Raw genomic sequence first — 25,807 nt, 5'->3', positions numbered from 1 at the left:
AGAGCCAGAACACATTTCATGTGCCAACTATGTTGACAGACTCCGGGTACACCGGGTCATCCAGATCGGGGTTTAACCAGACCGTCTTGCGGGGTGCCCAGTTTCGAGTGGGCCCGCTCCAGCGGCCCGGGTGTTTGCGCTTCGCCTCAGCATAGATCGCATCGCGTTTGGCCAGTACGGCAGCATCTTGGCCGGCATGCCGCTCTGCCGGCTTTACGAAGCCGATAGCGCTGTGACGGTGCTCATGGTTATACCACTGCACGAAACCGACCACCCACTGCTGCGCCGCAGACAAGTCGGTATAGCCATCGACCGGGTAGTCCGGTCGGTACTTGCAGGTTCGGAACAGCGACTCCGAGATGGCGTTGTCATTGGAGACCTGGGGGTGGCTGTACGACGGCGTGATGTTCAGTCGCTGTAGCGTGGCCTGCAGCGTCGAGCCCTTCATCGCCGACCCATTGTCGGCGTGCAGCACCAGGGGCTGGTTGACACAGCCTTCGCGCAGCACGGCCCGCTGGATTACGGTGCTGCTGTTGGCCATCGACTCCTGCTCGAAGACCTCGGCGGTGATGATCTTGCGGCTGAAGACGTCGACGATCATGTACAGGTAGTAGAACTGGCCGCGTACCAGGCTCGGCAAATACGTTACGTCCCACGTCCAGCAGGCATTGGGCTGGGTGACCCGGTGCCGCTGGGGATCGCCCTTCGGGCGCGGAGCACGAGCGCGACCACGATGATGCTGTTCGCCGTGATCCCGCAGGATGCGGTAGTAACTGGATTCGGAGGCGACGTAGAGGCCTTCCTCGTCCAACAGGCGCGGCACGATCTGCCCCGGCGGCAGGCTGGCAAACTCGGATCGATGACAGATATCCAGCACCTGCTGACGCTCCTCCGGCGTCAGCGTATGGCGCGGCACAGGGCGCTCGGCCTCCGGCCGACGATCCTCATTACCACGTGCCCAGCGGCGGTAGGTGTTGGCGCCAATGCCCAGCTCGGCACAGGCAGTGTGAAGCCGTGCGCCCTCAGTGCGGGCCTCATCGATCAGCTGGACGGCCTGTTGACGATCTGAGGTGCTGATCATTCGTCCTCGTCCCCCCAGATCGCCCGGGCTTTTTTTCTTAGCGCCAACAGCGCCGCGGTCTCCGCGAGGGCTGCCTCCTTGCGACGAAGCTCACGCTTGAGCTCTCGGTTCTCTTGGCGTTCGGTCTTACGGGCTTCGCTCTGTTGGCGTGCAGCCCGATCACTCTGATCGTTGGCGCCTTCACAGCTGGCTCGCCAGCGCTGGATCTGCTCCGGGTACAGACCACGCTGCCGGCAGTATTCCGCCAGCTCGGCGTCACTCAGCGCGGCCGTTTCCAGCACGGCATGGAACTTGTCACGCGAGCTCCAGCCTTCGGGATCATCCGCCTGGTCGGGCAGCAAGCGACCCGCTTGCCGAGCCTGCTTCCGCCAGTTGTACAGCGTGGCCGCCGAGATGCCTTCTTCCTTGGCCACTTCCGCCACCGTGCGGTTATGTGGCGGGAGCAGCTTCTTGAGGATGGCTTCCCGGCGCTCGTCGGAGTACTTCATCGGAACCTCGTTTCGCCCCTCCTGGGTTCAGAGTCTAACAGCCGCTGAGGTTCCAACTAGCTTGACAGTGGGGGCGGCCTCCAGGCGACCCAGCGTGGCGATGACGCGTTGGCGCGGCTTGCCAGCCTCGTCGCGGTAGGACTCGACGAGCTTCACGTAGCGACGCGGGCCGGATTTGGTGACTTTGACGAACATGTCATCACATTAGACCGGACAAACCATGGATGGAAAGGCGCCGACAGAAAAACGTGTCACTACAACAATTTCGCCCGTGACTTGCTAAGTCACTGAATTCTCGGACCACAGGTGCCGAAATCAGGCCAAAATCGAGCTGGAAGTGTCGAACTCGGGTGCGCCACTTGTAGATGGTGGCAACGGAGATGCCTTCCTGCTCGGCGACCTCCTGAGCGGTCAGGTTATGAGGTGGCAGCAGCTTGGCGACCACGGCTTGTCGGCGTTCCTCGGAGTAGCGAGGCATGAGCAGCTCCTATCGCCCCCTGGGTTTTAAGAACAGGGTATCAGAGGACACGACACTCATCCTGACACTGGGGCCCCCTCAATGCTCAACCTCATTCCCAGATATCATGCTAAGCACATAATCAAGATATTTTTTGGCTTCATTGACATCAGTAGCTTTACGAATATATTCAGGCACGTACTCAACAAACTCAGTGCGATCGATCGGCTCATGCTCAACTAGCGCCTCTATCATCGCAGGCCGAAGTAGGCGATGTTCTTTGGGTGTGTCAGGAAAGTCTGCCAAAATCACTTTCTCAGCCACCTCTTCGAGCTGCTCTCTTAGAGAGAGCTCACCACTTTGAGAATACAGTTCAAATTGGGGCTCGTCTTCAATCGGCTCTATACCCTCTTTCCTAGTCTGAAGCTCCTCAAGGCCACCATCCCCTACTTTGTCATCAGTCGCCTCTATAGGAACGGACTTAAGCTCTTGCAGCTCGCGAATAATAGGATCGATTTCCCCTTGGGGGTTACTGAACCAATCTGTCGACCAGATGCGCCGGATTCGCCATCCAAGCCCTTCCAACACTTCTTGCCTTAGGCGATCTCTATCCCGTGCGCTTTTAGCCGAGTGGTAAGTGGCGCCGTCACATTCAATCCCCATCAAATAGCGGCCTGGCTGACCAGGGTCTTTAACAGCTATATCAATAAAAAATCCCGCAACGCCTACCTGAGGATCACACTGGAACCCCTCCGCAGCAAGCGCGTCAATAACAGCAACCTCAAAGTCACTATCCGGAGACTTTCCTGTATGGTAAGTAGCGCTATCTAATTTTCCATTTTCTGCGTAATTAAGAAAATCACGCAGTGCAACGACACCTTTCTTCGACCCTTCATTGGTCAGGATATCGCCATACTGCATAGAGCTAAACACATACATTCTTTTCTTTGAGCGAGTAAAGAGCACATTAAGTCGTCGCCAACCAACGTCTGAATTTATTGGGCCAAATCGTTGATATACACGCCCACCAACTTCAGACGGACCGTAGGTAAAGGAAATGTATATCACATCTCGCTCATCACCCTGAACATTCTCCAGATTCTTTATAAAAAGACCATCTTCTCTATCCCTCAAATGCTCGATAGCTTCTGCAACTCTATCACTAGACTTGCACTCCTCTTCTATAGCTCTTTCAATTTGCTCACGCTGCTTAGAGTTCATGGCAACAACACCAAGTGACTCATGCTGGTTATTAAAAGCATGGCTTACCACTGCTTTTGCAACAACACGAGACTCTTGAATGTTGTGCTGATTAACATAACGGCCAGAAACTACGTGATGAAACTTTATGCCATACTCATCCGAACGAGAGTTGGGAGATGGGAATATAACCAAGTCATTATGATAAAAATTTCGATTACTGAAGGCGATCAAGCTTTCATGCTGAGAGCGATAGTGCCAACGCAATCGGCGCATCTTAAATAATGGCAGCGCAGCATCCAATATGCTGTTTGTCGTAGCCACCTCTGCAATATCATCATCTTCATCTCCAATATCTTGGCGATCAAAGAAGCTTGTAGGAGGAAGCTGTTTGGGATCACCTACAACAACTAGCTGGCCACCTCTCGCAATAACGCCCAATGCATCTTCCGGCTTAACCTGAGATGCTTCATCCATCACCACGAGATCAAAACCAAGCTTCCCTGGCTTGATATATTGCGCCACAGACATTGGCCCCATCATGAAACAGGGTTTTAGTTCTTGAATAGTGACGCCAGCTCTATCCAGCAACTGTCGGATTGGTATATGCTTTGTTTTCTTCCCAGTCTCATTGTTGATTAGGGACATTTCAGTATATTCTGACTTTCTTCCGCCAGATATACCCGTTGGAGCTCGATGCATAGAGACTTGACTTGCTATTCGCTCACTTTGCAACTCTTTTAGTTTTTCATCATACTCTCGAAATGTTTTTTGTTTAGCCTTTTGCCCTTTACCTGACACTTTTGCCAAGTGAGGCCGCTCACCAATAATTTCACGCGAGAGCTGATCATAAACAGCAAGATAAAGTGCCTTCTCAGCAATTGAGACATCCAGCTCTCCGGAAGTTACCTTACCCCAAATACTTCCTAGGCCACTTTCGCTCATCTCAAACTTAATGTGAGCATAATTAACCCAATCATTAAGCCACTCTTTTTTACTCACTGCCTCTTTGTTTCTATCAAGAAGAGAAATGAATCCATCTCCACAACTACGAGTCCAGAGAGAAAAAACCAGACCAGCCTCTTCCTCCAAGATTTCCCTTGCACGATAAAAATCATTTAAATAGTTTATATATGACCTCCCACTCTCAGCCAGGAAGTTATACTCTTGATAATCGGAAACATCAAGAAGCGAGTCTCTCACTTTTTTATTTTTAACATTATTCCTAATATAAATGGCAAAATTTACGGTTGCATAAAGCCGAGAGACTTGAGCAACACTATCACTCTCGACTCCGAACTTAAGCTCAACGCCTCGGCAAAAGACCTCACTTATAACATTATTTTTTTCCAATGCCTTTTGCCTTTGACGTGTCTTTTTCAGCTCTTCGGCTGCATCGACAGCATCCCCAACAGGAACCTCTAGACTTTTAAAATACTCTTGGTACTTCTCTATCTCAACAGCAACACTATGCCCTATCTTGGATGCCGAGCACTCACCCTCAATCAAGTTTTGAGAGTTCTTCAGCTTTTCCCCGACCACAGGCAGAAATTCATTAGCTTCTGACAACAAATTTATAATTTTTTCCAGATTCCCTGCTACACCCAACTCCACAAGATGTTGCGCCCCTTTTATTATGCCGGCAGGCAACTCTAAAATTTCATCTGCTAATACAGCTTTTTTCCCAAAGCCATATCCATATTTTTTACGTATTGCTTTATACCACCGGCGCAAACTTGATAAAGATTTAACGTCTGTATCAATACCTCGAAAATGTGGCCCAATGACGTCTTCGTACCCACGACCTGAGAAATCCTCGTATGCTTCTTTAAAGCCTATGGCACCATCAATGCTGTTCATCAACGTACTAATACTGGGCTTCTTTAAAGATGACAGTGATGTAAGGCGTTTCCTGGCTGCCCACCAGTCACCGTCAAACCACTTTCCTAAACCAGGCCTATCAACATCATTCTTAATTTCTTTCAATTCACGGGAAAATGGCAACCGAGTGCTGCTAAAAACCCTATCAACCAATTCACGCTTAGGTGACAAATCACCGAGCCATAGAGCCATTTCATCGAGAGCAGAATCAATCTCATCATCGTCGAGATGACTAGATCTCAAAGAAAGAAGTTTTGTGTCAACTCCTGAAATCAAAGTTAGTAGGTCTAAGGTATGCTGCAATCCCTCTTTACTATAACCAACTTGTGAAGCCAGGTTAGGAGGCAAAGCTTCTTTGAAGTCATCTATACTCTGAGACAGCTCTTTGATTTCTCCTTCTACACTTGAAATTTTCTTTAGCTTTCTTGCTATCTCAGACACCAGCACAGAGCCTTCGGCACCTGTAACCGCAATAAGATCATTTAGATCAACCCCTTCTTCATTAGACACAACTTTATTAAGTATTAAATGATCCACTAACCTTGAGAGACGAGAATAAGAGTTCTGAATACTCTCAAATTCTTCAAGATAATACTCAACCGCCTTGCATGTATCTGCATCTAAGTTTGACAGAGCCACAAGGAGCTCATCTTCAGTCAGCTTAGGTAAGGCTTTGAAATCATGCTCTAACGCTTCTGCCTGCGAGACTGTTACGAGCTCTTCGTTATCAAGCCCAAAGGCATCACAAATTGCACGCGACTCTTCTAAGACATTGCTTAAAGTCTTCTGCCAATCTTCAATTAAAGCAACAACCCTTTCGGAGTCGAAAAAACTTATATTTTCACTTTCGATTCCATGCCACGGATGGGTTTCAATCTTTGCCCCGTCTCCGATTTGACGCTTCATCTCGGAGTGAATTTCTTTAAATTCTCGGACTTGATCTCGAAACTTTAGCCTTTCCACCTCACTGAAGCCATCACCATCAAGTCCATTTATCCATAGCTCTTTAGGTTGGAGTGGCACTTCCCTCCGAAAACGTGCTGCTGCAGAAAATATCTCATGTATCGTTTTTCCGGTGCTCTTCCAAGTTGAGTTTATCTCTTTAGCGTAAACATTAAGTTCATTCTTCAACTGCTCATATCTGGCAATTTCCGCATCAATTGACCTTGTGGAGCGTAATTTTTTTTGGAAAGTAAGCCTCTCCTGCAAGTCAGATATTACTTTTTTCTTTTGTGATTTATGACTGTGTAGTTCAAGGCAAAATACCCCTAGCCCTGCACGGTCTAACCTTTTTTTCACGACCTCTAGAGCAGCCATTTTCTCAGCTACAAAAAGCACCTTTTTGCCTTGATGCATTGCAGCAGCGATTAGGTTTGTTATAGTTTGTGACTTACCTGTGCCGGGTGGGCCTTCAATGACTAAGTTATCTCCCTTAAGCGCATCAATCATTGCGCTGTGCTGGGAACTGTCAGCGTCATCTATAATTGGGTATGACTCATGGATATCTGGGATTTCATCAATATTATGCTCGAAGCTAACGCCCAAGCCTCCTTCATTTTCTGAAGACTCCTGGCTCCTGAAGAACCTGTCAATAACAGGATGACTGATAATGTTCTTCTCGCCATCGGGCCATCGGCCTTTATCTAGATCAAGATACATCAGCATCTTGCCAAAATTCAGGAGCGTAAGAGCGGAAGTTTTATTCACCTTCCAGGCAGGCTTATTCTGCTTTATCTGACTTTCCACCAGGTCAAGATAAGCATAAGGACTATCTTCCTCGCTTATATCTGGCAAGGATATACCAAAATCCATAAACATCTTTTCCCTAAGGGAAAGATTGGAAATAATGTCTTGACCAGTGTAGTGGGCCGTGTACTTGTATACGCCTGTTTTTGAGTCTATCAGCCCGCGCTTCAAGAACACGGGAATATTGAACAATGGCGCCAACCTAGATTTTTTTGAGTCTTCACTTTCAAACCACTCTAGGAAGCCCATAGAAAAGTATAATATTCCGGCTCCCATTTCCTCTAAGGCTGTATTGGCCTTGCTTCTTATATTCCTGAGCCTTGCTTCCATTTCTGGCGCAAACAGCAGCACCTGAACTCCATCGCTGGCTGCCCCGCCTTTTCCTCCTCTGCTACCACTCTCTTCAAATTCATAACTTGTGGAAAATCCCAGCTCTTTTGCCCATGTTCTTGCATCAGGATCTGACTTAACTCTTTTCAGTTCGCCTGTTTCTTCATCCTCAGCCAGATACCCAAACTCAACAAGTTGCTCCATAGTGGGCTGCGGCACTGCATGAAACTTCAATGCCTTTTCCGAAACAAGGGTATCGTACAAGCTGTCAGGACTAGCCCCAACCACTCTTAGTGATGACCCTTTTTGCTGGATAGGGAAATTCAGAAGCCGGTTTCGGGAGGTCAAGTCAAGAAGTTTTTTACGCATCTCTTCCAATGCTTCAGTCGTAAAATCACTTCCATGATCTGAATCATTTTTATCTGCGTTATACTGAGTTGACATAAATTGAACCTCTCCCTTAAACCCTAACTGTCGGGTCCCGCATGATTGATAACACGTTTCTGGAATAGCGCCGGCCGCTTCGTCTGCCAGTCTTTCATCGCTGAGATGGGCGGCTGATGACCCAGTGCCTTTAGCGGGATGTGGTAATTGACAGTTAAATGCAGAGGCCAAGTAATCAGCTACATTCTCCCGCTGTTCATCAGGGATATCATCAGCTTTCATCATTGAGAGCTCTGCATTGATTTTTTCGCAATCTTGAGGAGACATCTCTCCTCCATTTTTAACTTGATAAAGCTTGCTAATCGCTGGATTCATCCCATGCCCTGTCATTCAGAACGGAATATCGTCATCAAAATTGTCAAATCTGTCACTTGCCGGAGCAGGATCAACAGCCTGCCAAGTGGCTCCGCCTTCAATATTTGCAACTGGAATTATCTCGGTTTCGCCAAAATAGTGATTTCCATTTCGATAAATTCCAGCATGAGCAAACATCATATGAACATTGTGATCTAGCATGACAGTTTTTGGGTGAAATCCATGTTCATTTTTATAGCCAGCTATATAGTTTTGAAGTGCTCGCAGAAGATTTTGAACACTAGGTACTTCATGGTGAGAATCAGAAGAAAGAAAACGGGACAGCTCAAAATAACTGATAACATTGTCCCAATCCATTACCTGGCACTCTTCAATTTTAGGAAGTACAAATTCTGAAAATGATGCATCGAATCGTTCGCGATTTTTGATTATTTGATAATCACATCGCGCATCCTCAATACATCTCGCCACCTCAAGCAGATCTCGATCTGGGGAGAGCAGGCCATTATTTTCCATATTGATTGCCCTCTGTGCCTTCGCTAACAACGCCTGTTCTTCACCAGTAAAAAGAAGCCTGCTTTTTTTAGCCCGCCTAGCTTTTAATACCCCCATTGGAATGACGAGCACAATAACAATTGGAATCATGATTATATTGATAATCAAGCCAATTAGTTTTCCTATCAATCTAGCCACTGTTTCTTCCGCTTAATAAGTTAACTTTTGAAGGTTCTATTCTTTTTCCATACAACCAGCTAGGGAAACAAATCGATCAAACAAAATCAGAAATTTATTCTTGGTTTTAATCAGTGTTGCCGCATTTTGGTTATCTGGGCACTGAACCATGAATTTAGCGCTACCCCCTGTTGACGCAAAATGTTGACCAGAGAATTGGTTAAAGTGATGCTTTCCCCACAAACGCAATCATATGGGGCACCATCATAAAGAGAGAAGTCTCGGTTTTGGAAAAGAGGCGTTCCAGCCGCCTTCTTGAATTCTTCCCTATTGAGTAATTTCATAATTTTCTCCAATGTCTCAAAAATGCATAACTGTTCAACTGTTCAACTGTTCAACTGTTCAACTGTTCAACTGTTCAACTGTTCAACTGTTCAACTGTTCAACTGTTCAACTGTTCAACTGTGATTAGACTGCACGCTCTGATATTGGATGAACACGCCTGCGCGTTCAATAATACTATCGAGCGCGCCTCTTCATACCTAACCTATTGATTTGACGAACCCCGAAGCATAGCTCGGCCACCTATACAGGATTCGCGCGCTTGCGCGTTTTTCTGGCACCAATAAAACGGTATGTATATCCTTGCATCGAGGGGGCGCCGTATGGATACGCTATTTTCATTCGCTTCCATGGCGTGCGACATCCCGCCAGCATGGGAGGCCTTCGGCCTCCAGTCGCGCAGCAAAGCTGCCCTCCTACAATGTGAGTTCATGGAAGGATGACTTCGGCCCCCAGTCGCGCAGCAAAGCTGCCCTCCTACAAGGTGAATTCATGGGATGGTGACTTCGGCCTTGGGCTACGGCGACCGGCGAAGCGTCGACTGGCTCACCGGGAATTCGTCGACTGAGGGTATCGCAGGCTCATGGGAAGAGCATCTCAAGGCATCGAAGGCACGCTACCGCCCCTACCCTGCACCCCGTGATGGCGCCCTGCCATCCATGCGGTAGTCCCTTCGTTCCTGATTTTCTGCGTTTCCACCGGCCGTCTTCAGCGGCCTTTGCTCCAGAGTAAGCAAGTGTTATTGCCGATGCAAAGCGGCCTGGGTCGATGGCGGCCACGGCATGGCCGGTGCTGCATCGCCGTGCCGCGGCCAGGGGCTCAGCCCTCGCCCTCTTCCTGCTCCAGCCCCAGCCGCTGGTGCCACTCGGCAATGCTCTCCTCGGGGTAGCCGGCGAAGCACTTGTCATCGTCGCGCGCCTCGACCTCCACCCAACTGGCCTTGCTGTCGAGCAGCAGGTGGACCCGCTCGGGCGGGATCGGCAGCTCGCTGTCGATGGCCGAGGCGAAGGGGTGGACCAGCTCCGGCCAGCGCGGGTCATAGACCCACAGCGCACTGGCGCAGTGGCGGCAGAAGTGGCGCTCGCCGGGGCTTGGCTCGCCGTCGACCACGGCGTGGTAGACGCCCTTGTGTTCGGCGCCCTCGACCTCGAGCGTCTCGGTGCGCCCGCTCAGGTTGATGGCGTAGCCGCCGCCCCCCGCGGTCTTGCGGCAGATGGAGCAGTAACAGCGCTGGTAGGGATAGGGGTGCGACGAGTCGACGCGGAAGCGCACCGCGCCGCAGTGGCAGGAACCTTCGAGCAGCATGACGTCTCCTCCCGGCTATGGTGGTGGCTTCCAGTCTAGTGCACCGTCATTGCGTTCAATGCCCGACTCGGCCCTGGCAGTGCTAGGCTACTCGGTAATTCGTATGAGACAGCGTCATACCCAATACATCTCAACCTCGCGCAAGCCTGCAATCGGCAGGCCAGACAACCACGAGCCCGCATGCTGGATATCAAGTCGCTTCAATACCGGGCGCCGCATTCTCTCAAACGCCCCCATCGTCTCGCCCTGGCGACACTGACGCCACGCGCCTTCGCCTTTGCTCATACCTTCGGGCTCACGGTGTGGATCGCCCTGGTGGAGGGCAGCGACTGGTCGCTGATCCTGCCGGGCCTGCTCCTGCTGCTGTGGCCGGGGGTGGCATACGCCCACGCCGCCCTGGCGCATGACTCCAAACGTGCCGAGTTCCGCAACCTGCTTTTCGACAGCCTGCTGTTCGGCGTCTGGTGCGGCGTGCTGGACTACTACGCCTGGGCCACCCTGGCCATCGGGCTCGCCTGCCTGATGAACAACATGGTTGTCGGCGGACTGCGCCGAATGGCCGTCTCGGCTGCGCTGTTCGCCGGCGGCGCCCTGGGCTGGGGGGCCTTGACGGGATTCGAGTTTCGTCCCTACGTCAGCACCGGGGTGGATATCTATCAGGCCGCCGGCGCGGTGGTCTACTTCCTGGCGCTGGCCAACGTGATGTACGGCCAGAACCGCAAGATCAGGCAGAGCATTGCCGAGACCAAATACAAGAACCGGGTCATCCACGCCCTGCTCGACCTCGGCGTCGTCGCCAATCGCGCCGCGAACATCAATACCCTGCTCGATGACTCCTTGAAGCACCTGCATGCCGACTTCCCCGAGTACGGGTTTGCCGTGTTCCTCCAGGAGCGCCAGCGCCCCGAAGTCACGCGTTACGCCGCCGTCGCCGGCCTGCGCCTGGGCCCCGAGGAGGAACGCCGCCTGGGCAGCCTGCTGGCCAGGCTCCACGAACCCTATGCCGGCACCATCAAGCTCAGCGAGAAGACCGAGGATGAGCAGCTGTATGCGACCTCCATGGCGGGGCGCCTGGGGCGATACGAGGGCTGGCTGATCGTGCGTGCCCCCCAGCTGGACGCCACCCTGGAAGGCATGCTGACCCTGTTCGTCGACCAGTTGGCGGCGGCCACCGAGAACAAGCTGCTGCAACTGGAACTGAAGAAGACCGCTGAGCGCGACGGGCTGACCGGGCTTTACAACCGCGGCTTCTTCGAGGCGGCGCTGCAGTTGAGCATCGAGGGCAAGACCCAGCCGCCGGGGCTGGATTTTGCCGTGCTGATGATGGACGTCGACGGGCTCAAGGAGGTGAACGATCGCTATGGGCACGTCGCGGGCGACCAGCTGATCACCGCGGTCGCCGAGCGCCTGAGCCTGCAGAGCCGGGAGGAGGACATCCTCGCGCGCTACGGCGGCGATGAATTCGTCATCCTGTTTCCGTCCGGGGACCTCTCGGCGCCCAACCGCATCGCCGACTCGATCCGGACCCACCTGGCGGGTCAGCGCTGCGTCATCACCTCCGCCGACGACGAGAACGTGGTGGTCGAGCTTCGCCTGAGCATGGGCAGCGCCTGCTCCACCGAGACGGACGCCCAGGAGGTCCTCAGCCTGGCGGACCACCGCATGTATGACGACAAGATCCAGCGCCGCAGGAGCCGGGCCCACGGCTGAGCGGGTCGCGCCAGAAACGGGGGGTGCTGGGGTCAGCCCATGGACGGGGCGAAGGCGCGGCGCATGATGGTCACCGCCTCGCCGCGGTACTCGCGCTCCTCCAGGTCACGCCAGCCCAGCCGCCGGTAGAGCGCCTGCTGGTCCGGCGTGTAGAGGTAGAAGTGGCCGTGACCATGCGCCCGGGCCTCTTCCTCCACGCGCCGCACCAGCCGCGAGGCGATGCCCCGTCCCCGCCATTCGGGCAGCACGTAGACCGAGGCCAGCCAGGGCGTCAGCTCGCGGCGATCGCTCATATCGTCGGCGACCAGGCTGGCCGTGCCCACCGGGATCTCGCCCTGCAGGGCGGCGAACACCGAGGGTACCCCGCCCGTGCCGCACTCGGCCCGGAAGGCCGCGATGGCGGCGTCCAGGCGCCTGCCGGGGTGCAGGTGCCCCCATTGGGCGTGGGTCCATTCGGCCAGGGTGGCGACGTGGGGCGAGTCGTCGCCGATGCGTTCGATCCGTATCGCGTTTTCCATGGCGATTTCCGCTCAGGGCGCCGGTCCCATCACCCCGGCATAGCGCACACCGCTGAGCAGGGCCATGTCCCGGTTCCAGGTGGCCAGGTCGTCGGGATTGAGCTTGGCCAGGCTGTCGTGGCCACAGGCCCGCGCCATCATCTGCATCAGCGTCAGCGAGGCGCGCAGGAAGGTGTCGAGCTGCCTGGCCGACTTGTCGACATCCAGCCGCCGGCGCAGGTCTTCACGCTGGGTCGTCACGCCGGCCGGGCAGTTATTGGTGTGACAGATGCGCGCGCTGACACAGCCAATGGACTGGATGGCACTGTTGGCCAGGGCCACGCCGTCGGCTCCCAGTGCCATGGCCTTGACGAAGTCGATGGGCAGGCGCAGGCCGCCGGTGACGATCAGGGTGACGCGCCCGCTCGCGCCCTGCTGGTCCAGGTAGCGCCGGGCGCGGGCCAGCGCCGGGATGGTCGGCACGCTGATGTGGTCGCGGAACATGGCGGGTGCCGCCCCGGTGGCGCCGCCGCGGCCGTCGAGGATCAGGTAGTCGGCGCCGGCGTCCAGGGCGAACTGGATGTCGCGCTCGATATGGTTGGCGCTGAGCTTGAAGCCGACCGGAATGCCGCCGGTGACCTCGCGAACGCGGTCGGCGAAGCGCCGGAAGTCCGCCACGCTGTGCATGTCTTCGAAGGTGGCCGGGGACTGGGCCGGCTCGCCTTCGGTCAGGCCGCGCACCTGGGCGATCTTGCCGACATTCTTGTGGCCCGGCAGGAAGCCGCCGGTGCCGGTCTTGGCGCCCTGCCCGCCCTTGAAGTGGAAGGCCTGCACCCTCTCGAGCAGCGCCTCGTCGTAGCCGTACTTGGCGCTGCCCAGTTCGAAGAAGTAGCGGGAGTTCGCCTCTTGCTCCTCCGGCAGCATGCCGCCCTCGCCAGAGCAGATGCCGGTGCCGGCCATCTCGGCGCCGCGGGCCAGGGCGATCTTGGCCTCCTCGGAGAGGGCGCCGAAGCTCATGTCGGAGACCAGCAGCGGCATCTCGAGTGTCAGCGGCTTCTTCGCCTCGGGGCCGACCACCAGGCGAGAGGCCACCTCGGCGTCGTCGCGCAGCGGCTGGGTGGCGAGCTGTGCCACCATCAGCTGCAGGTCGTCCCAGTGCGGCAGGGTGTGGCGCGGCACGCCCATGGCAGTAATGGGGCCATGGGGCCCCACACCCTCCAGGCCTTCCCGGGCCAACTGGTGGATGAACTCCACCGTGGGCTCCTCCTCGGTGTTCTTGGCCTTGGGTGGCTGATTCTTGGCCTGGGCATCTTCGGCCTTGGGAGCCTGATCCTTGGCCTGGGCATCCTCGGGCTCCGGCGCTTCCTTGCCCACCAGCTCCTTGCCGAACTGCTTGTGGGTCCCGTCGCAGAAGGGGGCATCGCCGGTCTGCTTGCACTGGCACAGCACGGCATCGCGATCCTCCTCGGCCACGAAGCGCTTGGGCGCGAAGCCGGTGCCCTTGTGGGAGCCGTCGCAGAAGGGTTGATTCTGCGAGCGGCCACAGACACACCAGAAGTACTCCTCGCCCTTCTTCAGTTCCACCTTCCTGGGCTTGTTATCGGCAATGACCGGCTGGCTCATGGCAGGCTCCTGAGTTCGGGGAGTGTCGTCATCCTCGTCAGTCTGGAAGAGGGCCCGCGGCCTCGCCAGTCGCGGCGCGGCGCCAGGCGGCCGTGGTTCAACGCTGGCCGGCCGCCACCCGCCGACTGGGGCCTCCCCTGCCGTGCGCGGCTCGGCTAGACTGGAAGGCTTGGTCAACAGGGAAGATGTCCATGTCCGCCGCCCTCGAACAGCGCACCCTCAAGCTCTCCATCGTCACCACCCTGGCAGTGTCGGCCCTCGGCGTGGCCTTCGGCCTGCTGGCCGGCTCGCAGTCGATCCTCTTCGACGGGGTCTTCTCCACCATCGATGCCGCCATGTCGGGCCTGGCGCTGCTGGTGGCGCGCCTGGCGGTGCGCGAGGCCAGCCAGCACTTCCAGCACGGCTACTGGCACCTGGAACCCATGGTGGCGGCCCTCAACGGCAGCATCCTGATGCTGCTGTGCTTCTACGCCTTCCTCAACGCCGTGCAGGGGCTGATGGAGGGTGGCCGCGAGCTGGCCTTCGACTACGCCATCGTCTATGCCGCGGTGGTGGCCGGCGTCTGCTTCGCCATGTACGGCTACGAGCGGCGCATCAACCGCCGGGTGGATTCGGAGTTCCTGCGCATCGACACCCAGAGCTGGCTGATGGCCGGCCTGATCACGCTGGCGCTGCTCGCGGCCTTCGCCGTCGCCCTGGGGCTGGAGGGCAGCGCCTATGCCCACCTCACGCCCTACATCGATTCGCTGCTGCTGATGGTGCTGACGGCCTGCTTCATGCCGGTGCCCATCGGCATCGTGCGTCGCGCGCTGAAGGAGATCTTCCTGATCGCCCCCAGCGCCCTGGATCGCCAGGTGCACGATGCCATGGCGCCGGTGATGGCGCGCGAGGGGCTGCTCGAGTACTACAGCCACGTGGCCAAGAGCGGGCGCGGCCACTTCATCGAGATCCACATCGTCACCGCGCCCGAGTTCGCCGCGGGCCAGGGCGTTGCCCTGATGGACGAGATCCGCGAGCAGATCGGCGCCGGGCTCTCCATCCCGCCGGAGCGACGCTGGTTCACGGTGGCCTTCACTGCCGACCGGCGCTGGGCCTAGGCTACTCGTCGATAATGACTTCGAAGCCGCCGTAGATCAGCCGCTTGCCGTCGAAGGGCATGGGGTTCACGTCGGGCTGCATACGCGGGTCCTCCATGGCCTTGGCCATGGCCTGGTCGCGCACCTCGCGGGAAGGCCAGGTGATCCAGCCGAAGACCACGGTCTCCTCCGGCTGGCACTTCACCGCCATGGGGAAGGAGGTGACCTTGCCCTCCGGTACATCGTCCCCCCAGCCATCCACCACCTTCAGGGCGCCGAGCTCCTTGAACACCACCGCGGCAACGCGGGCGTGCTGGATATATTGCTCGCGGTTGGCCGTGGGAACCGCGGCAACGAATCCATCTACATAGCTCATGATCAGGCTCCTTCGTCTCTGGGCGGCAGTTCCCGCACCGGGCGCACCTCGATGGTGCCGAAGCGGGCGGGCGGAATCCGGCTGGCCAGCTGCAGGGCCTCGTCCAGGTCCCGGGCGTCGAGCAGGTAGAAGCCGGCCAGTTGCTCCTTGGTCTCGGCGAAGGGCCCGTCGGAGACCAGCACCTCGCCGTCGCGCACCCGCACGCTGGTGGCGCTGCCCACCGATTGCAGGGCCTGGCCGCCCAGGAACTGGCCCTGGTCGGTCAGGCGTTTCACGCCGGCCAGGCACTGCTGGTTGAGGTCATGCCACTCCCGCTCGGTCATGGCGTCGGTGATGCTCTCCTGGTAATAGACCAGTGCGGCGTACTTCATGCGGTTCTCTCCTCCAGGTGGATCGTCCTCACCCTCCTGGGTCGAACGACGACCGGAGGAATCGACACGCCGGCACGGTACCGACGACTCGCCGCCCGGGATTCCGGAGGAAGCTCAATGGCGATGCGGTGCCTCGCCGGTGGGCAGGCGTGCCAGGAAGGCCTGGAAGTCCTTGTCGTCCCGGATGCGCCGGTACAGCCCGCCCAGCGCCGCCACGGCATCGGCGGCATGGTCGATGCGCAGGTCGAGCGGCAGGCCGCCGGGGGCACGCACCTTGAGCGCCGCCGAGTAGACCCCGCGGTGGTCGCCCCCCGCGCGCTGCCCCGCCACCAGGGCCTCCAGCAGCGCCTCGGCCAGCGTCCGGCCCGCCGCTCGCCCCTGCTGGTAGGCCGCCACCATGGCGGGCACCACCTCACGACTCCCCAGCATGTTGCCCGCGACCGCCAGGCCGGGCACCAGGTGCATGTCGCAGACCGGCACGTTGCTCGCCCCGGTCCAGCCCGCCACCTGCCCGTGGCGATCCATCAGGGCCAGCTGCCGCCAGGCCTCGCCCCGATCGGCGTGGCGCAGCTCGTCCACCACCGAGCTCACCGCCTCACCGGCGGCCAGTCGCGCCAGGCCACGCTCGGCGGCCATCACATTGGTGCTGTACCCTTGGGTGATCGCGGCGCCGACACCGGGCTGCAGGTGCGGTACGAAGCCGCCCAGCGCGGGCCCTCCCGTCGCACAGGCAATCCCGAGGGTTCGGCGGTCGGCATCCAGGGCGATGAGGCTGAAGGTCATGGGGCACTCCGTAGGCAAGAGGCGACGAGGGTGGCACGACATTGGCGTTGCGCGGCACGCCATTTTATCATGATAAATAAAATCCCCATCAGCCCCCGCAGTAAGGAGAGTGATGAGCCAGTCACCACGCCACACCGCTCGCCGCACGCGCCCCGAGGTGATCGGCGAAGCCATCAAGGAGTACATCGCGCGTCATGGACTCGGCCCGGGCGATCGCCTGCCCCAGGAATCCCACCTGGTCGAGGCCCTGGATGCCTCGAAGGGCACCATCCGCGAGGCACTGCGTGGCCTGATGGCCCAGGGACTGATCCAGACCCGCACCGGCCCCGGCGGCGGCGCCTTCATCTGCGAGGTGAGCGACGACCGTGCCATGGAGCTGCTGGGCAACTACTTCTTCTTCCGTCCCCCGACCATCCACGACATCTACGAGGTGCGCAAGCAGCTCCAGCCGGCCATGGTGGCGAGTCTCGAGGGCAAGCTGGACGAGGCCGCCTTTCGGCGCCTGGAGGCGGTCATGGCCTACTACACGCATCCTCCCGCCTCCCTCGAGGAGGAGCGCACCCAGCGCATCAAGGAGCTGGAGTTCCACCTGGTACTCGTGGATTACTGCCCCAACCCCCTGCTGGCGCTGATGTGCCGTTTCATGATCCGGCTGCTGATGAGCCTGACCACCTGCCAGCGGATCTACGAGCAGCCCTATCCGGAGCTGCGCCAGCGCGGCTACCACTTCCAGCGCCGGCTGGTCGAGGCACTGCGCGACGAGGCCATGGACGAGGCGCAACGGATCATGACCGAGCACATGCAGGCCGCCCAGGCGCTGATGGAGGCGCGGGAGGCCACGCTCGACAAGGCCTTCTTCCGGGCCGACGGCACCGATGACGGGGCGCCGAGTCGCGAATACCTGGCGCTGCGCGACCTCTCCGCCGACGCATCCAACACTTAGACAATAGTCACAGGGTCGACCCTGCCGGCACCGGCCCTATTTATCATAACAAATTGTTTTTCGCCCGATTTTTGTTGCTATATCAGCTACTTCCGAATACCTGATGGCATGGCCGAGCGATTGACAGGCCAGGAAGGCCCCCGCTAGTCTCTATTTATCATGATAAATTCCAGTGTCAGGGGGTCTAATGAACGGTTCCTTCGAGCAGGCCGCCGAGCAGGCGTGGCAATGGCTGGAGACGGTGGCCCGCTTCAGTGAAACCCAGGACCCCCAGCACGACGGCGTCACCCGGCAGTGCGCCACCCCCGAGCACCGCGCCACGCTGGACGCCCTGACCGCCTGGATGCGGGAGCTGGGCATGTCGGTACGCGAGGACAACGGGGCCAACCTGATCGGTCGCCATGCCAGCGCGAATCCGGATGCCCGTACCCTGCTGCTCGGCTCCCACCAGGACACCGTGCCCAACGGTGGCAAGTATGACGGCATCATGGGCGTGATCCTGCCCCTGGCGCTGGTCAAGTACCTCAGGGACAACGGCATCGAGCTGCCCTTCCACCTCGATGTCGTGGCGTTCAGCGACGAGGAGGGCTCGCGCTTCAGCTCGACCCTGCTGGGCTCCAAGGTGCTCGCCGGCACCTTCGACAGCGCCATGCTGGACGCCACCGATGACGCCGGGGTGACGCTGAAACAGGCCCTCGAGGCATTCGGCTGTCGGCCGGAGCGCATCGCCGAGGATCGCTATGCCGCCGAGGAGGTCATCGCCTTCCTCGAGATCCATATCGAGCAGGGCCCCCAGCTCGAGCTCGCCGACCTGCCGGTCGGCGTGGTGAGCGCCATTACCGGCATCGAGCGCCACCAGTTGACCGTTCACGGCCTGGCCGGGCATGCCGGCACGGTGCCCATGCAGGTGCGCCAGGACGCCCTGGTCGGCGCCGCCGGGGTGATCCAGTTGGTGGATGCCCTCTGCCGGGAGACCGAGGAGCTGGTCGGGGTGGTGGGCAAGATCGACAACGCCCCCAATGGGGTCAACGTCATCCCCCAGACCACCACCCTCTCCATCGAGCTGCGCTCGCCCCGCGACGAGATCCGGCGCCGGGCCCGGGAGACGCTGCGCGAGCGGATCGAGGCGTCGCTGGCCGCCAGGCGGCTGACCTTCGACCAGACGCTGACCTACGAACAGTCGGCCGTGCGGTGTTCCGAGTGGCTCTGCGGCGAGCTGCAAGGGGCCGTGCGGGACAGCGGCATCTCCCCACGGGTGCTGTTCAGTGGCGCCGGCCACGATGGTCTGGCCATGCACTCGCTGTGCGATATCGGCATGCTCTTCCTGCGCTGCGAGGGGGGCGTCAGCCACCATCCCGGCGAGGCGATCAAGCCCCAGGACCTGACGGCCGCCGTCGAGGTCCTGACCCATGTCTGCCACCGTCTGGCCCGGCGCCACGACACGGCATGACGCCATTGCGTCCCATCCCCCACAAGTACCTCCAGCTCATCGACACCCTCGGGCGCCCCCACCCCGGCATTTGCCCTTCCTCACTGCAGGCGCAGCCGCATGGCGCGGAAGCGCCGCCGGTACTGGCTCGGCGTCAGGCCCACCCGGCGGCCGAACAGGCGGCGGAAGAAGCTGGGGTCGGCGTAGCCCACCTGCTCGGCCACCGCGTCGATGGGGTCGTCGCCGCTCTCCAGATACTGCTTGGCCTCCTCCAGGCGCAGGGTGTGCACGTACTCCATGGGCGTCATGCCGGTGGCGGCCTTGAAGCGGCGCTTGAAGGAGCGCTCGGTGAGGCCGCTCTCGCGCACCATGCCGGCCACCGGCGAGGGGGTGTCGTAGTGCCGGGCGACCCACACCTGGCAGCGACTGATGCAGGCGTCCGCCACCTGGCGCGAGCTGGTCAGGGCGGCGTAGGGCTGCTGGCCGTCCTGGTGCCAGTCGATCAGGTTGATGCGTGCCAGGCGCATGGCCTCGTCGACGCCCACCAGCCGCGCCACCAGGAACAGCGCCAGGTCCAGCCAGGTGGTGCCGCCGCCGGCCATGATCAGCCGCTGCCCCTCGCCGCTCACCACCAGGCTGCGGTGGGCGTGCACCCGCACCCGCGGGAAGCGCCGCGCCAGGGCGTCGCAGTAGGCCCAGTGGGTGGTGGCGTCCTGGTCGTCGAGCAGCCCCGCCTCGGCGAACAGCAGGGCGCCGGTGCAGGCCGCGGCGAGCAAGGCACCGCCCTGGTGGCAGTTCCTGAGCCAGGCGATCTCCGGGCCGTAGCCGGCCAGGCTGGCCTCGGGAGCGACGAAGAGCTCGGGCACGCACACCGCCTGCGGCGCGGGCAGCGCCTCCAGGGCGGCGTGGGGCTCGATCCAGGCGCCGTTGCCGGTGCGGAAGCCGCGCCCGTCGCGGGAGACGATGCGCGGCGCGAGCAGCGGCTGCCCCGCCCGGCCGTGCATCAGCAGCGACCAGTCGCGCCCCGCCGAGCCGAGGATGTCGTACATGCCGTAGAGGGTGGAGGCAGTGGCGTCGGGGCCGGCCAGCAGGGCGATGGTCGCCACCCCTCGGCGCTCGGGCTCACTCATGGCAGAAAACCCTCGTTTGCGTCGCGATACGCCTGCGTGGCGGCCTCGCACTGGACGTATCGTGCTCCCGTGGCCCCATCGCCATCCCACCACGACAAGAGGAGCATGATCATGTGCGATATCGCCGTCACGACGACATCCCGACCGGCCGAGGCCAGCGACTTCGAGTCGCGGATGGTACAGGCCCTCAACCACGGCGGCCTGCTGCTGCTGACCTCGCTCGGCCACCGTACCGGGCTGCTGAACGCCCTGGCCGGCCAAGCGCCGCTCACCAGCCACGCCCTGGCCGAACGCAGCGGTTTGCAGGAGCGCTACGTGCGCGAGTGGCTCGGCGGCATGGTGGCGGCCGAGGTGGTCGAGACCGATCCCGAGAGCGCCACCTACTGGCTGCCGGACGAGCGCGCCGAGCTGCTCACCGACCGAGGCGCAGTGAACCTGGCCGTCTATGCCCAGTTTATGCCCTTGCTGGGCAGCGTGGAGGATGACGTGGTGCGCTGCTTCCGTGAGGGCGGCGGCGTGCCCTACTCCCGCTATCCGCGTTTCCACGAGGTGATGGCCAGCGACAGCGGCCAGACGGTGCTGCCGGCGCTGTTCGACGCCATCCTGCCGCTGGCCCCGGGGCTGATCGCGCGGCTCGAGGCCGGCATCCGGGTGCTGGACTGTGCCTGCGGCCGCGGCCGGGCCCTGCTGGCCATGGCCGAGCGCTTCCCGAGAAGCCGCTTCGTCGGCTACGACCTCTCCGCGGAAGCCATCGGCTGGGCCCGCGATCAGGCCGAACGGGCCGGGCTCACCAACCTCAGCTTCGAGGTGCGCGACCTGAGCGACTTCGACGCCACCGCCACGCCCGCGGCCTTCGAGCTGGTCACCACCTTCGACGGCATCCACGACCAGGCCCAGCCGCGCCGGCTGCTGGCGGGCATCCACCGCACCCTGACCGCCGACGGCGTCTACCTGGTGCAGGACATCCATGCCTCGAGCCACCACCACCAGGACCGCGAGCACCCGCTGGGGGCGATGCTCTACGCCGTGTCGCTGAGCCACTGCATGACGGTGTCGCTGGCCCAGGGCGGCGAGGGGCTGGGCACCATGTGGGGCCGCGAGCGCGCCCTGGCCTACCTGGAGGAGGCCGGCTTCCGCGACATCCGCGTCCACCAGCTCGAGCACGATATCCAGAACGACTACTTCGTCTGCCGACCCTGAGCACGACGAAGGCCTCCTGTCACGGCAGGGGGCCTTCTCCTATTCGTAGTGACTCCAGAGCCGCAACACCTTGACGACCCCCTCATCCTCCAGCACCTGGTAGACCAGGCGATGCTGGATATTGATGCGTCTGGAGTAGGCTCCGGAGAGATCACCGACGAGCTTTTCGAAGGGAGGAGGTTTCTGGAAGGGATCGTCGGCCAGAAGGTTCAATAGTTCCTGGGCCTTGGGCTTCAAGCCGCTCGATGCCAGTTTCTTTGCATCCTTCTGGGCTTGCTTCGTATAGACCAGCCGCCACGTCACCAGTCCAGCTCCTCGCTGCACTCGTCAACGGACGCCGCCATGCCCTCGCGAATCGACTCGCGCATGCCGGGAACCGAGAGCAGGAACAGCGTTTCCTGAATCGCCTCCCAGTCTTCCTCGGAGATCAGTACCGCCTTGTTGCGTTTCCCCGAGATCAATAGCGGCTGGTGTGAGCTAGCCGCCTCGTCGATCAACCGATAGAGGTTGGCGCGGGCTTCGCTGGCTGTCATGGTCGGCATATTGGGCCCCCTGTTGATCATTCGAGTTGAGTGTACGCCGCCCCAAACGTACGTCAAACGGTACGACAAACAAATGCTCTGCGAGTTCACGAGATGATCGATCTGCCACGGATTCAGCAGGCGCAGGCGCGCCTCGCCGACACCCTCTCCCCCACGCCCCTGGTGCTCGACCACGCCTTGAGCGACCGACTGGGCCGGCGGGCCTGGCTCAAGGGCGAGCTCTTCCAGCGCACCGGTTCCTTCAAGGCACGGGGCGCCCTGAACTGGCTGCGCACCGCCGGGCCCGGGGAACTCGCAGGCGGGCTTGGCGCCGTCTCGGCCGGCAACCACGCCCTGGGGCTGGCCTGGGCGGCCCGCCAGGCCGAGGTGCCGGTGACCATCGTGATGCCCGAGAACGCCAGCCCCTTCAAGGTGGCAGGCAGCCGCGAGCTCGGCGCCGAGGTGATACTGCACGGCGACATCAATGCCGCCTGGGAGTTGATGCACCGCCTGGTGGAGGAGCGCGGCCTGACCCTGGTGCACCCCTACGACGACGAGCGCATCATGGCCGGCCAGGGCACGGTGGGGCTGGAGATCCTCGCGCAGGCCCCCGAGGCGCAGGCGATCCTTTGCCCCATCGGCGGCGGCGGGCTGATCGGCGGCATCGGCGTGGCCGCCGCCAGCCTGCGCCCGTCGCTTTCGCTGATCGGCGTGGAACCCACGGGCGCGGCCAGCATGGCCCACGCCTGGGCGGAAGACGGCCCAGCGCGGCTCGAGCGGGTCGACACCTGCGCCAAGAGCCTGGCCGCGGCCATCGTCGGCGAGCGCACCTATCCGCTCAGCAGGAAGAACGTCCAGGCGCTCGCCACCGTGGACGAGGCCGCCATCCACCACGCCGTGCGCCACCTGCTCTACCGGGCCAAGCTCGCCGCCGAACCCGGCGCCGCCGTGGGCGTGGCCGCCCTGCTGGAGGAGGCCGTGACGCTGCCGCCCGAGGGCGACATCGTGGTAGTGATCACCGGCGGCAATATGGGCCGCGAGGAGCTCGAGGCGTTCCTGTGATCCGGTGCCGGCTCGATCGGCCCGGGGTCCTCACCCCAGGATGAAGACCACGCAGGCGGCGGTGAGCACGCCCATCACGCCGTTGAAGATCCGCCAGGCGCGCGGGGTATCGAGCCAGCGGCCGATGGCCGTGCCGAAGCCGGCCCACAGCGCGATGCAGGGAAAGCCCACCAGTTCGGCGAAGCCGGCCAGCAGGATGGCATTGACCAGGACGTCGCCCTCCTCCGGCAGGAAGCCGGCCATCAGCGCCAGGCCCATCACCCAGGCCTTGGGGTTGGCGAACTGGAAGGCCGCCGCCTGCCAGAAGTTCAGCGGCCGCCCCTCGCCGCGCCGGCGCAGGTCCGGCGGCGGCGCCGTGGCGATGCGCCAGGCCAGGTAGAGGAGGTAGGCGCTGCCCACCAGGCGCAGCGTGGTCTGCACCAGCGGATAGCGCTCGAACAGCAGGCCGAGCCCCAGGGCGATGCCGGCGAACAGCAGGAAACAGCCCCCCAGGATGCCGAGCATGTGCGGCAGGGTCCGCAGGAAGCCGTAGTTGGCCCCGGAGGCGGTGAGCATCACGTTGTTGGGCCCCGGGGTGATGGTCATGGAGATCATGTAGAGGGCCGCCGGCCCCAGGAATGCCAAGGCTTCCATTGCATTGCACCCATACAATTCTGGATTTTTGGTGGTTTCTGGCGAGATCATTGCCTACAATTTCCAGCATAATCAGTGCAATCACGCCGTCAAAGGTTTTATTGTCACCATGACAATCTGGATTCCGACCCTCGACCACCAGGCGCCCCGCTACCGCGCCATCAGCGATGCCATCGCCCGGGCGATCCAGTCCGGCGAGCTGGCCCCGGGCCAGCGCCTGCCGCCCCAGCGCCGCCTGGCCGACGCCCTGAAGGTGACGGTGGGCACCGTGACCCGCGCCTACGCCGAGGCGGAGCGTCAGGGCTGGGTGGCCGCCCGGGTGGGCAGCGGCACCTATGTGCGCGGCACCGAGCGTGGCGAGCCAGCACCCTTCCTGGCCAGCCAGGAGGCGCCCGTCGACGGCCTGATCGACCTCAGCCTGAGCCTGCCGCCGCCCCATCCGCTGCGCGCCGCGGCCCTGGGGCGCGTCCTGGCAGAGATCGCCCGGGACGAGGCGGTGCTGAACCGCGCCGTGGAGTACCAGCCGGAGTGCGGCCTGGCGATCCACCGCGAGCGGCTCGCCGCCTGGCTGACCCGGCTCGGCATGCCGGCGGATCCGGCCGCCCTGGTGGTCACCCAGGGCGGCCAGCACGGCATCGACCTGACCCTGCGCGCCCTGGCCCGACCCGGCGAGCGGATCGCCGCCGACGCCCTCACCTACCCCGGCCTGGTCGGCGCTGCCCGCCAGGCCCACCTCAAGGCGCTCCCCGTGCCGCTGGAGGCCGACGGCATGGACCTGGACGCCCTGGCACGGCTCTGCGCCCAGCAGCCGCCGCGGCTGGTCTATGTCACCCCGGACCAGAACAATCCCACCGGGGCGGTACTCGGCGAGGCCAAGCGCGAGCGGCTGGCCGAGCTGGCCCGGCGCCACGAGTTCTGGATCCTGGAGGACGGGGTGCAGTACCTGCCGGAGGCGGAGCGCGGCATGCCGCTCTACCGGCTGGCGCCGGAGCGCACCCTGTTCGCCTTCAGCACCTCCAAGGTGCTGGCCGGCGGCCTGCGCATCGGCACCCTGCTGGTGCCGGAGGCCCTGCGCGAGCGACTGGGCGCGGCGCTGCGCGCCCAGAGCTGGATGGTGCCGCCGCTGATGGTGGAGGCGGTGTGCCGCTGGGTGGAGAACGAGGACGCCGAGCGGCTGCTGGCCTGGCAGACCGCGGAGCTGGCCGAGCGCCAGCGCCTGGCCCGGCAGCGCCTGGCCGACCATGCCCCCACCGGCCGCCCCCACGGCAACAACCTCTGGCTGCCGCTGCCCGAGGGGCTGCGCAGTGCCGAGCTGCTGGCGGCGCTGGAGGAGCGCGGGGTGCGCCTGACCGGCCCCGAGCCCTTCTGCGTGGGCAGCGAGCCGGCGCCCCAGGCGGTGCGCCTGTGCCTGGGCGCCGCCGCCTCCCGCGAGGCGCTGGCCACCGCCCTGGACACCCTGCGCGAGACGCTCGAGGCGCCGCCGCCCTCGCCCTGGCGAACGCTATAGGCCCCGCCGCGGCCCGCTATCGCTGCAGCAGGTCGTCCGCCGTATTGAAGCGGTCCTCGAGGAAGCGGCCGTGCGCGGACAGCTCACGGACCTTGCCCGCATGCATGTCCTCGAGGATGGACTCGGTCTCGGAGGCGAGCACGCCCAGCTGCTCCACCACCATGTCATGCGCGCTCCTGCCGTCGTCACCGAGCGGCGCATGCGCGACATCCTCGGGCAGCTGGAAATAGCGCTCCAGGGTATCCGGGAGGTAGCGGTGAACGGTGGCGGTGATGGTGTACTGCGCCTGGCGCCCGGCGGTATTGCCGAGGTCGCTGTCCAGCACGGCATGCACGGCCCGGTCGATGCGCTCCAGCGGCTCGAGCATGGACGCCGTCACCTGTCTGCCGGCGGTATCCAGGGTGTGGCGCAACGCCGCCCTCAGGTCGTCCGGTTCGTCACTGACATCCGGCAGACGCAGATCGACCTCGACGCCGAGCAGGCGTTCGATCAGGCCCGGGCGCGTGGTCCAGCTCAGGCGGACGCCGGCGTACAGCATGCCGCCGAGGGCAGCGGCCAGTACCAGGTCCAGCCCGGGAAGCTGCCAGTGCGGCAGGGGCATGCCGAAGTGAAGGACCAGCACGCCCAGCGCCCCGATCCCCCCGGCGACCAGTTCACGGACGATCTCGAACGGCTGCATCACTGA

At 61.3% G+C, this 25,807-nt stretch carries 20 protein-coding genes and 3 pseudogenes; 7 read left to right on the top strand and 16 right to left on the bottom strand.

Annotated elements, in window-relative coordinates; genetic code table 11:
* Positions 1-16: 16 nt before the first annotated feature.
* The 6 genes and pseudogenes from QWY80_RS04215 to QWY80_RS04190 form a co-directional block, all read right to left on the bottom strand.
* Positions 17-1,569 (bottom strand): annotated as a pseudogene (locus tag QWY80_RS04215) (IS3 family transposase).
* A 78-nt stretch (positions 1,570-1,647) separates the two neighbouring features.
* A pseudogene (locus tag QWY80_RS19485) lies at positions 1,648-1,764 on the bottom strand (IS1634 family transposase N-terminal domain-related protein); the annotation flags it as partial.
* A gap of 145 nt (positions 1,765-1,909) precedes the next feature.
* Positions 1,910-2,047: pseudogene (locus tag QWY80_RS19450) on the bottom strand (transposase); the annotation flags it as partial.
* A 78-nt stretch (positions 2,048-2,125) separates the two neighbouring features.
* The gene (gene hhe, locus QWY80_RS04205) at positions 2,126-7,942 is read right to left on the bottom strand and encodes a DUF4011 domain-containing anti-phage protein Hhe (RefSeq protein ID WP_435389257.1); all 5,817 of its coding nucleotides are present in this window, start codon (positions 7,940-7,942) and stop codon (positions 2,126-2,128) included.
* A gap of 15 nt (positions 7,943-7,957) precedes the next feature.
* Entirely contained in the window at positions 7,958-8,635 is a 678-nt protein-coding gene (locus tag QWY80_RS04195; protein WP_290229447.1) for a hypothetical protein, read from the bottom strand.
* Positions 8,636-9,775: 1,140 nt separating this feature from the next.
* Positions 9,776-10,261, bottom strand: coding sequence for a GFA family protein (locus QWY80_RS04190; RefSeq protein ID WP_290229446.1), 486 nt, complete (start codon positions 10,259-10,261; stop codon positions 9,776-9,778).
* Positions 10,262-10,441: 180 nt separating this feature from the next.
* Between QWY80_RS04190 and QWY80_RS04185 the strand changes: the two genes are divergently transcribed.
* Complete coding sequence (locus QWY80_RS04185; protein WP_290229445.1) at positions 10,442-11,971, top strand: sensor domain-containing diguanylate cyclase; 1,530 nt, start codon at positions 10,442-10,444, stop codon at positions 11,969-11,971.
* Positions 11,972-12,003: 32 nt separating this feature from the next.
* Here the strand turns inward: QWY80_RS04185 and QWY80_RS04180 are convergent, their stop codons facing one another.
* Both QWY80_RS04180 and QWY80_RS04175 read right to left on the bottom strand, forming a co-directional pair.
* Positions 12,004-12,489, bottom strand: coding sequence for a GNAT family N-acetyltransferase (locus QWY80_RS04180; RefSeq protein ID WP_290229444.1), 486 nt, complete (start codon positions 12,487-12,489; stop codon positions 12,004-12,006).
* A 12-nt stretch (positions 12,490-12,501) separates the two neighbouring features.
* Positions 12,502-14,091, bottom strand: a complete 1,590-nt coding sequence (locus tag QWY80_RS04175; RefSeq protein WP_290229443.1) for a glutamate synthase-related protein — start codon at positions 14,089-14,091, stop codon at positions 12,502-12,504.
* A gap of 191 nt (positions 14,092-14,282) precedes the next feature.
* Between QWY80_RS04175 and QWY80_RS04170 the strand changes: the two genes are divergently transcribed.
* Positions 14,283-15,188 (top strand): cation diffusion facilitator family transporter, encoded by a 906-nt coding sequence (locus QWY80_RS04170; RefSeq protein WP_290229442.1) that lies wholly within the window; start codon positions 14,283-14,285, stop codon positions 15,186-15,188.
* 1 nt (position 15,189) lies between these two features.
* Here the strand turns inward: QWY80_RS04170 and QWY80_RS04165 are convergent, their stop codons facing one another.
* The 3 genes from QWY80_RS04165 to QWY80_RS04155 all read right to left on the bottom strand — a co-directional run bounded on the left by QWY80_RS04165 (position 15,190) and on the right by QWY80_RS04155 (position 16,697).
* Positions 15,190-15,543, bottom strand: a complete 354-nt coding sequence (locus QWY80_RS04165; RefSeq protein ID WP_290229441.1) for a DUF1428 domain-containing protein — start codon at positions 15,541-15,543, stop codon at positions 15,190-15,192.
* 2 nt (positions 15,544-15,545) lie between these two features.
* Complete coding sequence (locus QWY80_RS04160; protein WP_290229440.1) at positions 15,546-15,914, bottom strand: YciI family protein; 369 nt, start codon at positions 15,912-15,914, stop codon at positions 15,546-15,548.
* 114 nt (positions 15,915-16,028) lie between these two features.
* Positions 16,029-16,697, bottom strand: coding sequence for a DUF1028 domain-containing protein (locus QWY80_RS04155; protein WP_290229439.1), 669 nt, complete (start codon positions 16,695-16,697; stop codon positions 16,029-16,031).
* Between the two features lie 112 nt (positions 16,698-16,809).
* Here QWY80_RS04155 and QWY80_RS04150 point away from each other — a divergent pair, with 112 nt between their 5' ends.
* Together QWY80_RS04150 and QWY80_RS04145 are read left to right on the top strand one after the other, a co-directional pair.
* Positions 16,810-17,640, top strand: a complete 831-nt coding sequence (locus QWY80_RS04150) for a FadR/GntR family transcriptional regulator (protein ID WP_290229438.1) — start codon at positions 16,810-16,812, stop codon at positions 17,638-17,640.
* A 187-nt stretch (positions 17,641-17,827) separates the two neighbouring features.
* Positions 17,828-19,090: an allantoate amidohydrolase gene (locus tag QWY80_RS04145; RefSeq protein WP_290229437.1), complete on the top strand. Its 1,263-nt coding sequence runs from the start codon at positions 17,828-17,830 to the stop codon at positions 19,088-19,090.
* Between the two features lie 80 nt (positions 19,091-19,170).
* Here the strand turns inward: QWY80_RS04145 and QWY80_RS04140 are convergent, their stop codons facing one another.
* Positions 19,171-20,199 (bottom strand): GlxA family transcriptional regulator, encoded by a 1,029-nt coding sequence (locus QWY80_RS04140; RefSeq protein WP_290229436.1) that lies wholly within the window; start codon positions 20,197-20,199, stop codon positions 19,171-19,173.
* Positions 20,200-20,310: 111 nt separating this feature from the next.
* On the opposite strand from QWY80_RS04140, the gene QWY80_RS04135 reads away from it, so the two are divergent.
* Entirely contained in the window at positions 20,311-21,399 is a 1,089-nt protein-coding gene (locus tag QWY80_RS04135; protein ID WP_290229435.1) for a class I SAM-dependent methyltransferase, read from the top strand.
* A gap of 39 nt (positions 21,400-21,438) precedes the next feature.
* On the opposite strand, the gene QWY80_RS04130 is transcribed toward QWY80_RS04135, so the two are convergent.
* Both QWY80_RS04130 and QWY80_RS04125 read right to left on the bottom strand, forming a co-directional pair.
* Positions 21,439-21,702 (bottom strand): Txe/YoeB family addiction module toxin, encoded by a 264-nt coding sequence (locus QWY80_RS04130; RefSeq protein WP_290229434.1) that lies wholly within the window; start codon positions 21,700-21,702, stop codon positions 21,439-21,441.
* Positions 21,699-21,941 (bottom strand): type II toxin-antitoxin system Phd/YefM family antitoxin, encoded by a 243-nt coding sequence (locus tag QWY80_RS04125; RefSeq protein WP_290229433.1) that lies wholly within the window; start codon positions 21,939-21,941, stop codon positions 21,699-21,701. The genes QWY80_RS04130 and QWY80_RS04125 overlap by 4 nt, the downstream gene beginning before the upstream one ends.
* A 93-nt stretch (positions 21,942-22,034) precedes the next feature.
* On the opposite strand from QWY80_RS04125, the gene QWY80_RS04120 reads away from it, so the two are divergent.
* Positions 22,035-22,982: a threonine ammonia-lyase gene (locus QWY80_RS04120; RefSeq protein WP_290229432.1), complete on the top strand. Its 948-nt coding sequence runs from the start codon at positions 22,035-22,037 to the stop codon at positions 22,980-22,982.
* A 30-nt stretch (positions 22,983-23,012) separates the two neighbouring features.
* Here the strand turns inward: QWY80_RS04120 and QWY80_RS04115 are convergent, their stop codons facing one another.
* Positions 23,013-23,615, bottom strand: a complete 603-nt coding sequence (locus QWY80_RS04115) for a LysE family translocator (protein WP_290229431.1) — start codon at positions 23,613-23,615, stop codon at positions 23,013-23,015.
* Between the two features lie 109 nt (positions 23,616-23,724).
* Between QWY80_RS04115 and QWY80_RS04110 the strand changes: the two genes are divergently transcribed.
* Positions 23,725-25,122, top strand: a complete 1,398-nt coding sequence (locus tag QWY80_RS04110) for an aminotransferase-like domain-containing protein (protein ID WP_290229430.1) — start codon at positions 23,725-23,727, stop codon at positions 25,120-25,122.
* A 16-nt stretch (positions 25,123-25,138) separates the two neighbouring features.
* Here QWY80_RS04110 and QWY80_RS04105 read toward each other — a convergent pair whose 3' ends face one another.
* Positions 25,139-25,801, bottom strand: a complete 663-nt coding sequence (locus tag QWY80_RS04105; RefSeq protein ID WP_290229429.1) for a hypothetical protein — start codon at positions 25,799-25,801, stop codon at positions 25,139-25,141.
* Between the last annotated feature and the right edge of the window lie 6 nt (positions 25,802-25,807).

It is taken from the genome of Halomonas ramblicola, from assembly GCF_030409215.1.
Classification (GTDB): domain Bacteria; phylum Pseudomonadota; class Gammaproteobacteria; order Pseudomonadales; family Halomonadaceae; genus Halomonas; species Halomonas ramblicola.
Note: the sequence above shows the minus strand (reverse complement) of the source record. Positions and strands in the feature narration are given on the sequence as shown.